The sequence below is a fragment of the Phenylobacterium sp. genome (assembly GCF_030697925.1).
Lineage (GTDB): Bacteria > Pseudomonadota > Alphaproteobacteria > Caulobacterales > Caulobacteraceae > Phenylobacterium.
Genome location: NZ_JAUYOJ010000007.1, coordinates 55568 through 66749, shown reverse-complemented (window position 1 = coordinate 66749; position 11182 = coordinate 55568). Strand labels below are relative to the sequence as shown.

Annotated in this window: 9 protein-coding genes and 1 pseudogene; 3 read left to right on the top strand and 7 right to left on the bottom strand. The window is 70.9% G+C overall.

The annotated features are described in order from the left end of the window. Positions 1 to 591: pseudogene (locus tag Q8Q88_RS01290) on the top strand (acyltransferase); the annotation flags it as partial. A 12-nt stretch (positions 592 to 603) separates the two neighbouring features. On the opposite strand, the gene Q8Q88_RS01285 reads toward Q8Q88_RS01290, so the two are convergent. From Q8Q88_RS01285 to Q8Q88_RS01275, 3 genes are read right to left on the bottom strand one after another with little or no spacing between them, the layout of a single operon-like run. Then, positions 604 to 1692 carry a GNAT family N-acetyltransferase gene (locus tag Q8Q88_RS01285; protein WP_305673390.1) on the bottom strand — a complete coding sequence of 363 codons (1089 nt, stop codon included), beginning with the start codon at positions 1690 to 1692 and terminating at the stop codon, positions 604 to 606. 60 nt (positions 1693 to 1752) lie between these two features. Continuing rightward, positions 1753 to 2184: a hypothetical protein gene (locus tag Q8Q88_RS01280; RefSeq protein ID WP_305673389.1), complete on the bottom strand. Its 432-nt coding sequence runs from the start codon at positions 2182 to 2184 to the stop codon at positions 1753 to 1755. Between the two features lie 14 nt (positions 2185 to 2198). Further along, positions 2199 to 3392: an NF038122 family metalloprotease gene (locus Q8Q88_RS01275; protein WP_305673388.1), complete on the bottom strand. Its 1194-nt coding sequence runs from the start codon at positions 3390 to 3392 to the stop codon at positions 2199 to 2201. 270 nt (positions 3393 to 3662) lie between these two features. Here Q8Q88_RS01275 and Q8Q88_RS01270 point away from each other — a divergent pair, with 270 nt between their 5' ends. Then, a complete protein-coding gene (locus tag Q8Q88_RS01270; protein ID WP_305673387.1) occupies positions 3663 to 3836 on the top strand; it encodes a hypothetical protein in 174 nt (57 codons plus the stop codon). Next, entirely contained in the window at positions 3821 to 5053 is a 1233-nt protein-coding gene (locus tag Q8Q88_RS01265; RefSeq protein WP_305673386.1) for a TCR/Tet family MFS transporter, read from the top strand. Before Q8Q88_RS01270 ends, Q8Q88_RS01265 begins: the two co-directional genes overlap by 16 nt. On the opposite strand, the gene Q8Q88_RS01260 is transcribed toward Q8Q88_RS01265, so the two are convergent. Genes Q8Q88_RS01260 through Q8Q88_RS01245 form a run of 4 tightly spaced genes read right to left on the bottom strand, consistent with a single transcriptional unit; the run spans position 5050 to position 11086 of the window. Continuing rightward, the gene (locus Q8Q88_RS01260; protein WP_305673385.1) at positions 5050 to 8178 is read right to left on the bottom strand and encodes an efflux RND transporter permease subunit; all 3129 of its coding nucleotides are present in this window, start codon (positions 8176 to 8178) and stop codon (positions 5050 to 5052) included. The genes Q8Q88_RS01265 and Q8Q88_RS01260 overlap by 4 nt on opposite strands. 10 nt (positions 8179 to 8188) lie before the next feature. Next, positions 8189 to 9421, bottom strand: coding sequence for an efflux RND transporter periplasmic adaptor subunit (locus tag Q8Q88_RS01255; RefSeq protein WP_305673384.1), 1233 nt, complete (start codon positions 9419 to 9421; stop codon positions 8189 to 8191). Beyond that, the gene (locus Q8Q88_RS01250; protein WP_305673383.1) at positions 9421 to 10713 is read right to left on the bottom strand and encodes a TolC family protein; all 1293 of its coding nucleotides are present in this window, start codon (positions 10711 to 10713) and stop codon (positions 9421 to 9423) included. Before Q8Q88_RS01250 ends, Q8Q88_RS01255 begins: the two co-directional genes overlap by 1 nt. 49 nt (positions 10714 to 10762) lie before the next feature. After that, entirely contained in the window at positions 10763 to 11086 is a 324-nt protein-coding gene (locus tag Q8Q88_RS01245) for a hypothetical protein (protein ID WP_305673382.1), read from the bottom strand. Between the last annotated feature and the right edge of the window lie 96 nt (positions 11087 to 11182).

Below are 11182 nucleotides of genomic sequence, written 5' to 3'. Positions count from 1 at the left end.
GCCTTCACGGCCTGCAACCTGGCGACCTGGGCGATCCTCGACTACCCGGTCTACCAGATGCCCCTGAAGTTCGGCATCTTCCGGGCCCTGCCCCTGTTCATGCTGGGCATGGCGCTCGCCCGCTTCGCCCAGAAGGTCTACCTGCCCGAACGGCTCGCCAAGGGCCTCGGCCGGGCCGCCCTGGCCGGCTTCATCGGGGTGCAGGCCTTCGGCGAGTTCAGCCTGATCTCGCTCGCCCTGATCTGCGCCATGATCATGGCCTCGGGCGCCATCCCGGTGCGTCGCAAGTCCTGGCTGGTGGAGAAGGCCGCGGTGATCTCCTTCTCGGTCTTCATCACCAACGAGGTGGTGCGCATCGCCTGGTTCGGGGTGGTCAATCAGCTCATCGCCAGGTTCGACTTGAGCCAACCCGTCCAGTGGACCCTGTGGGGCATGGGCGTGGCCCTGGCGCTCGCCTTCGCCACCGCCTTCCACTACGCGATCGACAATCCGATCCAGGTCGCGGTGAACCGTCCCAAGAAGCCGGCCGGCCGCGTGCGCACGGTGGTCAACCAGCCCGTGCCCTACCCGGTGAGATCGGCGCAGGGTTAGCCCGGCCCCGGGCTAGACGGGGGCGGGCGCCCACTGGGCGGCCGTGCGCTCGACCCGGCCCACCACCCGCCGCGGCAGGCTGGCGGCCGGACCCACCGGCAGGGCGGCCCAGCGACGGCCGGCGTGAGCCATGGCCCCGGCGGCGCGTCCGACGGGCGAGGCCGCATAGGCCAGGCCCCGGACCAGCGCCGTCCCGCCGTTGCCCAGTTGCCGCTTCCACGGATAGTCGCCCGCTCCCAGGTCGACCTCGCGCACCCCGTCGGCCGACTTGCTCCGTACGACTTCGAGCGCCAGGACATTGCCCGGCGCATAGTTGGCGAACTTGGGCTCGTAGGTGGTCAGCCAGTAGTGCAGCGCGCCGCCGCTGCGCAGGCCCAGGTGCGCCGCCGCCAGTTCGCCATCCACGCGCATGGACGACAGCACGCCGCCGAAGGACTCCGGGGTCGCTTCCGGCAGGGCCGCGATGAGGCGACGGCTCCAGGACCATGACAGGGCGTCAGGATGGCGTGAGCGGCGATACTGCGCCGACTTCAGCGCCATGAGGGTGGCCAGGGTCTCCGGCGAGCGGTCGTCGATGACGAACTCGACCCGGCGGCCGTCGGCCTCCAGCTTGCGCATGGCGCCACGGTGGTTCGAAAGCGCCTTGGGCGCGGCGCGGCCCTGCGGCCGGGCATAGGCTTCGAAGCCGTCGGCGATATCGACCATGTGTGAAACATCGCGGTCGCCGGCATGGACGGCGAGGCCAGGATCGGCGGCCGGAGCGCCCTCGAACCGGTAGCCCGCCGGCCCGCGGGCCAGGGCCGCGCCGACGTCGGGCGCCAGGCCGGGCTCGGCGACGAAGCCATGCCAGTCGCAGAAGGGGCCGCCGGCCGGCCGAGCGACGCCGAACACCCCGGGATGGAAGGGCAGGAACGCGACCGCGCCGCCGCGACGGGTTCCGCGCGAAACGAACAGGTCGCCCCGCGCGCGGTCCACCGCGTCGAACCAGCCGAGGTCGAAATAGGGGCTGGAGAGGAAGGGCTGTGCGGCGCGAAAGGTCGTCCAGGCCTGGCGGTCGGCCGGCGTCAGCTCCCGCCAGCGGACGATCTGGAAGACGACCATGAGGTCAGGACCCTTGCTCCCGTTCGAGCGGCACCATGGCCTATTCCGAATACGAAACGGTTAAGTCCGAGGCTTGCGGACCAGCGCCTTGGCCGGCGCCACCAGCGGCGCGGACGGCTTGGGCGCAGGGGTGGTGAAGAGCACCGTGCCGGTGACCGGCTGGGCCACGCCCATCAGCTTTGCCCGGAGCGTCAGCAGGTAGCGTCCGTCGGTGTTGAGGTCGGTCTTGAAGGCGTAGACCCCGTAGTCGGCGGTTGGCAGGATGGTGACCGGGGCGTAGGCGGCGGGCTGGCCGTCCCGCGACTTGTCGAGGCTGGCCCCCAGGATGGCGGCGCCGTGCTGCGGCCGGCCGGCGGCGTCGCGGATACGCACCTGCAGCACCACCCCCACCTGGCGGCGCGGATAGGGATCGACCGCCTCGAACAGGTAGTCGGAGGTCTGGGCGAACGCCGGGCCGCTGGCCGCGATCCCGAGGACCGCGGCCAGCAGCACCAGGCGCCGCCCCGTTAGGTCCGCGCGAATGCCGGCACCCGCCGGCTCCGGCGCAACGCGCCGCCGATCAGGAAGAAGCCGGTGATCGTCAGCGCCCATGTGGTGGGTTCCGGAATGGCCGCATAGTAGATGTCGCGGGTGGTGAAGGACCTGGTCGAGTTCAGGACATCATAGTCGATGTTCCAGCCGATGGCGTCGAAAGCCGCCAGGTCCAGCGACGTCACCTTGCCAGCCTGGCCATATGACACCGTGGGGTCCAAGGCGCCCAGCTGCGGCATTCCGACCAGATTGTCCTTCCAGTGCGAGGCCTGACGGCCGTCGCCGTTGAACGCGCCCGTCGAGAAATAGCCGCCGCCATAGACGGTCTTGCCGTCGATGGAGAAGAATGGCGAGCCGCCGACCGACCAGTCGAGCACCGCGCCGCTGTTGGCGGCGCTGTAACGGTAGAGGTCCAGCACAGAGCCGATGGCGAAGTCGTCCAGCGGCAGCATGCCCAGGTCTGGATCGCCGAGCAGGGGGCCATCCGGGAAGCCCAGGACATCGTAGATGTCGACGCCGCTCACGAAACCCAGGACGTGGCCGATCTCGTGGACCGCCACGCTGATGAAGTCGATGGCGTTGTTGGCGATCCCGTTCGACGGGTCGAAGTCGAAATTGAAGTCGCTGCTGAACGATATGGCGCCATCGGCGACGTCGCCAAACCCGGTGAAGCCCAGCGCCTTCAGATTGGCGCTGTTGGCGTCGAGGAAGGAGTTGTTGGCGCTGCCATCGGCGTCCAGGACCCGGGTGAGCGCATCGGAGCCCAGGCCGCCGCCGAGATCGCCCGGCGTGATCACGCTCAGCGCGCCCACCCCATAGTCGCCTGGAGTGAGGGTCGGCAGGTTGGCCACCGCGATGGCGTCGAGCGACGTCGCGCCGACCGCGGCCAGCTGGTTCTGGATAGTCTCGGTGTCGACCACGAACGACCGGCTGCCAGCCTGGCCCAGGATACCGGCGCCGAGGGACTGGAAGCGCACGTCGAGATTGATGGTCACGTCGTTGGTGAGACGCTTGGACCAGAAGTCGGCCGCGGCGGTGAAGCCGAACAACGCCTGACTGCCGGGATCCACCCCCCCCAGATTGTTCAACACGATCGTCGCCGAAGACGCAGGCGTCGAAATCCCGCCCACGACCAGAGCCATGGCCGCGGACAACAAAAGCTTCCTCATACGCCCCTCCTGAGGACACCGGGCTGCGCAGTATCCCAAGGTTCACGCCCCTCGGGATGCTTAATGACCTTTAACAATTTCGAGCGAAACACAGCCGAATTCGTCCGGCAACGGAAATTTATTGCCACGCTTGTTGCTCCCGCGCATGACGCCACCTCGTCAACCATGTTTTCCGGAATGAAATCACAGCTTGGCTGGAATCCGGCCGCGCGCGCTTTTCGTCGGACAGAGGCGGCGCCCAGGCGTTAGACTCTCCCCAGCAAGAGGACGATGACCATGGCCGATGACGCACCGCCCTCCGAGACCCCGATCCAGAAGGCCCTGCGGCTGAAGAAGGCCGCCATCGCCGCCAAGCCGCAACCGCCCCGGGGCGGCAAGTTCCAGCGCGAACAGGCCGCCGCGGCCCAATCCTCGGCCAAGTCGAAACCGTGGATGTCCCGCTAGGCGCGCCACGTGCCGCCGGACGCGCCGCGTTCGGCTTCATCTTTGTCAGCGCGATCACCACGGCCATGTCCTTCGGCCTGATGATTCCGATCATGCCGGCCCTGCTGAAGCAGTTCACCGGCGGCGACACCGCGGCGGCCTCGGAGTGGAACGTGGTGTTCGCCACGGTCGGCGGGGTGATGAGTCTTTTCGCCGGCCCGATCCTCGGCCTGGTCTCCGACCGGGTGGGACGCCGGCCTGTGCTGCTGGTCTCGCTTAGCGGCTTAGGGATCGACTTCCTGTTCATGGCTCTCGCCCCCAGCCTGATCTGGCTGCTGGTCGGGCGCATGATCAGCGGGGCGACCTCGGGCGCCTTTTCCACCGCCAACGCCTATGTGGCCGACGTCACCCCGCTCGAGGGCCGGGCGCGGGCCTTCGGCTGGATGGGGGCGGCCTTCTCCTTCGGCTTCCTGGCGGGGCCCGCGATCGGCGGCCTGCTGGGCGAGGTCAACCTGCGCCTGCCCTTCCTGGCGGCCGCGGCGCTCACCCTGGCCAATGTGATCTACGGCGCCGTGCTGCTGCCGGAGTCCCTGCCGCCGGAGAAACGGGTGGCGCGGTTCGACTGGCGCAAGGCCAATCCCATCGGCTCGCTCAACCTGCTGCGCTCGCACCACGAGCTGTTCGGCCTGGCCGGGATTCATTTCCTCAACCAGCTGGCCCAGATGGTCTGGCCCAGCATCTTCGTGCTCTACACCAGCTACCGCTATGGCTGGTCGCCGGTGGTGACCGGCCTCTACATGATGGCCGGCGGGGTGCTGGGCGTAGCGGTGCAGAGCTTCCTGGTCGGCCCGGTGGTCGCCCGGTTCGGCGAGCGCGGCGCCATGCTGATCGGCGCGGGCGCCAGCATCGTCGGCTTCATCTGGTACGGCCTGGCCCCCACCAGCCTGATCTACATGGCCTGCATGCCGATCTCCTGCCTGGCCGGCCTGCTCACGCCGGGCCTGCAAGGCCTGATGACCCGCCGCGTGGGGCCGAGCGAACAAGGCCAGCTGCAGGGGGCGAACCAGGCGCTGATGGGGCTGGCGTCCGTAGTCGGCCCGAGCCTGTTCGGGTTGAGCTTCGCCTGGGCCGTGCGGCACGAGGTCCTGCCGGGGCTGCCGCTGTTCCTGGCGTCCATGGCGACGATCGCGGCCCTGGTCCTGGCATGGCGGACGGGGCGAGGCGCGACGCGGGCCTAAGCGACGCCGCGCCGCCGGTGGGCGAGCACATAGAGCGCCGGGAGGACGAGAAGGGTGAGCAGGGTCGAGGAGATCACCCCCCCGATCACCACCGTCGCCAGGGGTCGCTGAACCTCCGCCCCCGCGCCGACATTGAAGGCCATCGGCACGAAGCCGAGGCTCGCCACCAGGGCCGTCATCAGCACGGGACGCAGACGCGTCAGCGCGCCCTCGCGGACCGCCTCTTCCAGCGGCCGCCCCTCCGCCAGCAGGCTTCGAATGAAGCTGACCATGACCACCCCGTTCAGCACAGCCACGCCGGAGAGGGCGATGAAGCCGACGCCGGCCGAGATCGACAGCGGCAGCCCCCGGATCAGCAGGGCCGCGACCCCGCCCGTCAGGGCGAGCGGCACGCCGGAGAAGACGATGGCGGCGTCCTTCACCGACCGGAACAGCGCGAACAGCAGGCCGAAGATCAGCAGCAGGGCCGCCGGAACGACGAGCTGCAGCCGCTGGGCCGCGGAGATGAGCTGCTCGAACGTCCCGCCGTAGCCGATCCAGTAGCCGCTCGGCAGTTCGACCTCGGCGCCCACCCTCCGGCGCACCTCGCCGATGAACGAGCCGAGGTCCCGGTCGCGGACATTGGCCGTGACCACCACGCGGCGCTTGCCGTTCTCCCGGCTGATCTGGTTCGGGCCGATTTCAACCTCGATGCGCGCCACGTCGGCCAGCGGCACGAACCTTCGCGGCCCGGCGCCCGTCGCTGGCAGCGGCACGCGCAGGTCGCCGATCTTGTCGACCTGGCCGCGGATGTCCTCGGGAAGCCGCACCACCACGTCGAACCGGCGGTCGCCCTCGAAGACCTGGCCGACCACGGCGCCGCCCAGCGAGGCCGACACCAGGTCCTGCACGTCGCGCACATTGAGGCCGAGGCGCGCCAGGGCCGCGCGGTCGGGCGTGATCTGCAGGACCGGCAGGCCGGTGGTCTGCTCGGCGCTGACATCCTCGGCGCCGCGCACGCCGTCGACCACCTGCTCGATGGCCTCGCCGACCTCGGCGAGGATCGCCGGGTCGTCGCCATAGACCTTCACCGCCACATCGGCTCGCACCCCCGAGAGCAACTCGTTGAAGCGCATCTCGATAGGCTGGGTGAACTCGTAGTTGTTGCCGGGGATCGCCTCGACGGCCTCCTGGATCTCCGCCACCAGCGCGTCCTTCGGCTTGCGCGGATCGGGCCAGTCCTTGCGGTCCTTGAGCATGATCAGGGTGTCGGCGACCCAGGGCGGCATCGGATCGGTCTCGACCTCGGCGGTGCCGATCTTGCCGAACACCCGCTCCACCTCTGGGAACCGCTTGATCCGGGCTTCCAGGGCGGTCTGCATCGCCACCGCCTGGGTCAGGCTCGTGCCGGGGATGCGCAGGGCGTGCATGGCGATGTCACCCTCGTCGAGGGTCGGGATGAACTCCGACCCCATCCGCGTCGCGGCGAACCCCGACAGCAGGACCAGGGCCACGGCGCCGGCCACCAGGGCGGTGGGTCGGCCCAGCGCCCAGTCGAGCGCCGGGCCGTAGCCGCGACGGGCGCCTCGCATCGCGCGGCTTTCGCGTTCCTCCACCCGACCGGTCACGAACAGGGCCACGGCGGCCGGCACGAAGGTCAGCGACAGCAGCAGCGCCGCGCTCAGGGCCATCACCACCGTGATCGCCATCGGGTGGAACATCTTCCCCTCGACACCGGTGAGGGCGAAGATCGGCACATAGACGAGCGCGATGATCAGCACCCCGAACAGCGACGGGCGGATCACCTCGCTGGTGGCGCTAGCGGCGAGGCCGAAGCGCTCATCACGGGTGAGCAGCCGCCCCAGCCGGTGTTGCGCCTCGCCGAACCGGCGCAGGCAGTTCTCGACGATGATCACCGCCCCGTCGACGATCAGGCCGAAGTCCAGGGCGCCCAGGCTCATCAGATTGCCCGACACCCGGGCCTGCACCATGCCGGTGATGGTCAGCAGCATGGAAAGCGGGATGATCGCCGCGGTGATGATGGCCGCGCGCAGGTTCCCAAGCAGCAGGAACAGCACGACGATGACCAGTAGGGCGCCTTCCAGCAGGTTGGTCTCCACCGTGCGGATCGTGCGGTCCACCAGGTCGGTGCGGTCATAGACCGGGGTGGCGACCACGCCTGGGGGCAGCGACTTGGCCGCCTCCTCCAGCTTGGCGGCGGCGGCGCGGGCGACGGTGCGGCTGTTCTCGCCCATGAGCATGAAGGCCGTCCCCAGGACCACCTCCCGGCCGTTCTGAGTCGCGGCCCCCGTGCGCAGCTCTTCGCCCAGGCCCACGTCGGCCAGGTCGGCGATGCGGATCGGCACGCCGCCGCGGTTGGTGACGATCACCGAGGCGAGGTCGGCGACGCCGTTCGCCTGGCCTGGCACGCGGACCAGGTACTGCTCGCCGTAGCGCTCCACATAGCCCGCCCCGACGTTGGCGTTGTTGGCCTCCAGGGCCTCGATGACCTCGCCCATGGTGAGGCCATAGGCCGACAGCCGCTCGGGGCGGGGCGTGACGTGGAACTGGCGCTCGAAGCCGCCGATGGAGTTCACCTCCGTCACGCCGGGCGTGTTGCGGAGCTGGGGCCTGATCACCCAGTCCTGCAGGGTCCGCAGGTCCTCCGGCGTGTAGGCGCTGCCGTCGGCCTTCCGCGCGCCGGGCCGGGCGTCCACGGTGTAGAGGAAGATCTCCCCCAGGCCGGTGGAGATCGGCCCCAGCTCCGGCGCGATGCCTTCGGGAAGCTGGCTACGGGCGGCCTGAAGCCGCTCGTTCACCAGCTGACGGGCGAAGTAGATGTCCGTGCCGTCCTTGAAGACCACCGTCACCTGGCTGAGGCCGTAGCGCGAGATCGAGCGCGTGTAGTCGAGCCCCGGCAGCCCGGCGATGGCGGTCTCGACCGGGAAGGTGATCCGCTGTTCCGACTCCAGCGGCGAGAACCCCGGCGCCTCGGTGTTGACCTGGACCTGGACATTGGTGATGTCCGGGGTGGCGTCGATGGGCAAGCGCTGGAAGCTCCAGATCCCCACGGCGGCGGTCAGCAGCGCCAAGGCCAGCACCAGCCAGCGGTGGCGAATGGAAAGGGCGATGATCCGTTCGAGCATCTGCGCGCCCCTAGTGGTCGTGGCTCGCGCCGGACTTCTCGACGTCCGCGCGGATCAGGAAGGCGCCGTCGGTGACGTACTCGGTTCCGGGCTCCAGCCCGCCCAGCACCTCGGTCCATTCCGGCGTCCGGCGGCCCAGTTCCAGCATGCGGACCTCATAGGTGTCGCCGACCTTGGCGAAGACCACCGTGAAGTCCCGGAACCGCTGCAGGGCCTTGGTCCGCACCGCCAGGGCGACGGGCGCGGCGGCGACCTGGAACGAGCCCTCGACCCCCATGCCCGGCCGGAAGGTCGCCGAGGCGCCGGGCGGCAGGTGCACGTGGGCCATCAGCGTCTGGCTGGCGATGTCCGTCGTTGGCACGATCGCCTCGACCGGCGCCGTGACGCGGGTGTCGCCGGAGAGGGTGCGAACCTCCACCTTCTGGCCGGCCCGCACCCGCTCGGCGTCGCGCGGATAGACGAAGAACTCGGCGTGCAGCCGGTCGGGATCGGCGATGACGAACAAGGGCGCCTCGCCGGCCACGTCGCCGACATTGGAGCCCTTCTCGATGACCACGCCGCTCAGCGGCGCCGGGATCGAATAGGTCTGCAGGCTGTGGCTGGACTCCACCCGGGCCAGGACCTGACCCTTGTGGACCCGCTGCCCCAGCTCGGCGTTCAGCGCCACGATGCGGCCGGGATACCAGGCGCGGACCTTGCCCTGGCCCTCCGGGGTGATCTCGATGCGGCCGGCCATGTCGGCCAGCTCGGCCATCACCACCGGCCCGGCCGTCTCGGTCTTCACGCCGCCGGCGCGCGCGGCCTGCGCCGTGATCGTCGTGCGGCCCTCATAGGAGGCGTAGGCCCACTGGTGGGCGCGGCCCCGGTCGGTGGCCCGCACCTTGACGTCGAACGAGTGCGGCTCGCGGACCACGCCGGCTCCGCGCAGATAGTCGCCCTGCGGCGTGAAGCTGAAGCGGTCGACGCCGCCGCCGAGCCGCGTCAGTTCGACCGCGAGCGTCACATCCCTGGGGCTGACCGGCTTGCCGTCCCGATAGGCGTAGACGTGAAACTCCGGAGGCACGCCCTCCTCGAAGATGGTGACCTCCACGGCGAAGTCGCCGCTGCGGAGCATGCGGCCCCGGTGCGGGCCGCGCTCGAACGCCTCGGCAGATGCGCCGTGCGCGTCGGCGGGCTTCGCGGGAGGCTCGCCGCAGCCGGCCAGGGCCGCGAGGGCGAGGAACAGGATGACGTGACGGCGCATCAGCGGCGCTCCTCGGAGTTGATGGCGACAAGGGCGCGATGCTTGCCGGTCAGCCGGTCAAGCGCGGCCAGGCCGGCGTGGTAGTCGCGCAGGACCTCGACGCGGCGGGCGCGGGCGTCGGCGAGGGCGCGCTGTGCCTCGGTGACATCCAGGTATTCGAAGCCGCCGCGGTTGAAGCCGGCGCTCACCTGTTCGACGGTGCGGATCGCGGGCGGGATGACCTCGGTACGGATCCGCTCCGACTCCAGGGCGAGCGCCCGCAGGCGCGCGGTCAGCCGGACGATCTCGCGTTCGCGGGCGATCCGGGCGGCGGCGATCTCCTGCTCGGCGGCGATCCGCTCGGCCTGGGCGCGGTCCAGATTGGCGCGATTGGCGCCCCGGGCGCCGAGCGGGAACGAGCCGCCGACCACCAGCGCCACCTCGTTCCCCTGTCCGAAATGGCGCAGGCCGCCGCGCAGGGTCGGGTCGGCGACGCTCCGGGACTGGGCGACCCGCACAGCGGCGACCGCCACGTCCCGCTCGGCCTCCAGCAGGGCCAGGTCGGGGGTGTCGGCGATGGGCGGTTCCGCCGGCGGCGTGACGCTGAAGAAGTCGTCCAGCCGGAGCGCGAAGTCCGGCGCGCCGTTCCAGAACGCGGCCAGGGCCGCGCGAGCCATGCGCGCGGCCTCCCGGGCCCGGTCGCGGGCGATCTCGGCCTGGGCGGTCTGGGCTTCGGCCCGCGAGCCGGCGAACAGGGGGTCGCGGGCGCTTTTCACGCGGCGGGCGATGTCGCGCTGGGCGGCATGGGCCGCGATCAGCCGGGCCTCAGCGACCAGCAGCTCCGCCTCGGTCGCCAACGCCTCGGCATAGGCCGTCTGGACGTCGCGCACGAAGTCGAGGCGGCGGACCTCACCGCGCAGGCGGGCGACATCGAGCTCGGCGCGGGCCTGTCCGGTGCGGGCCTCGCGCTTGTCGCCCCGCTCCAAGGCCCGCTCATAGCTGAGCGACGTCTCCGTGCGGTCGACCAGGGCATAGGCCCCGGTCCCGGCGAAGTTCTCCACCTCCAGGCCCAGCGACGGCATGGGCCTGACCCCCGCCTGGCGAACGGCCGCCACGGCGGCGGCGCGGCGCGCGCTCGAGGCCCCGGCGCTGGGATCAACGCCCGCCGCCCGCGCGAGCGCGTCGGCGAGGCTGAGATGGGGCTGGGCGGCCGGTGCGACGGCCGGCGCCTGGCCCAGGGCCGGGGCGGCCGGCAGCGCGGCGGCGGCGATCAGCAGGCCCGCAAGACGGGGCCCTCGCAGAAGGGGATGCATTGACGGTCCTCACGGTTGACGACAGGCGGCGCGTTGCGCGCGCGGGTCGTCAGGCGCGGGGAGGTCGCTTGAGCCCGAAGGTCAGGTTCGACCGGGGCGCGGAGGCCTCGGCCAGGACGTGCCGCGCCCTGTCGGTCTGCAGGCTCTCGGACAGCATCGCCTCCGCGGCGATGGAGGCGCCGCCGTGATGGCACTGGCAGTGGACGCAAGGTCCGCAGCCGTCCTCGCACGGGTCGGTGTCGGACGGTTCGGGACTGGCCTGGCCGTCGCCGAGGGAGTCGGCCGCCGAGAAGGCGGCCCTCGCCTCGTCCGCGCAGCCAGCCGCGGCGGCGGGCGCCGACAGCATCACGGCGAGCAACAGGGCGGCGAACACGCCCCCCGCCCCTCGCCACCATGTCGCCAGCCTCGCCATGCCCGTCCTATAGCGAGGCCGTCGCGCGCCGTGAATGCGTTACAAAATCACGCTTCG

What these genes read in the sequence shown, in the direction of transcription:
- Q8Q88_RS01285 (WP_305673390.1), bottom strand. Translation starts at nt 1,692, where the DNA reads ATGGTCGTCTTCCAGATCGTCCGCTGGCGGGAGCTGACGCCGGCCGAC.
- Q8Q88_RS01275 (WP_305673388.1), bottom strand. Translation starts at nt 3,392, where the DNA reads ATGAGGAAGCTTTTGTTGTCCGCGGCCATGGCTCTGGTCGTGGGCGGG.
- Q8Q88_RS01270 (WP_305673387.1), top strand. Translation starts at nt 3,663, where the DNA reads ATGACCATGGCCGATGACGCACCGCCCTCCGAGACCCCGATCCAGAAG.
- Q8Q88_RS01260 (WP_305673385.1), bottom strand. Translation starts at nt 8,178, where the DNA reads ATGCTCGAACGGATCATCGCCCTTTCCATTCGCCACCGCTGGCTGGTG.
- Q8Q88_RS01255 (WP_305673384.1), bottom strand. Translation starts at nt 9,421, where the DNA reads ATGCGCCGTCACGTCATCCTGTTCCTCGCCCTCGCGGCCCTGGCCGGC.
- Q8Q88_RS01250 (WP_305673383.1), bottom strand. Translation starts at nt 10,713, where the DNA reads ATGCATCCCCTTCTGCGAGGGCCCCGTCTTGCGGGCCTGCTGATCGCC.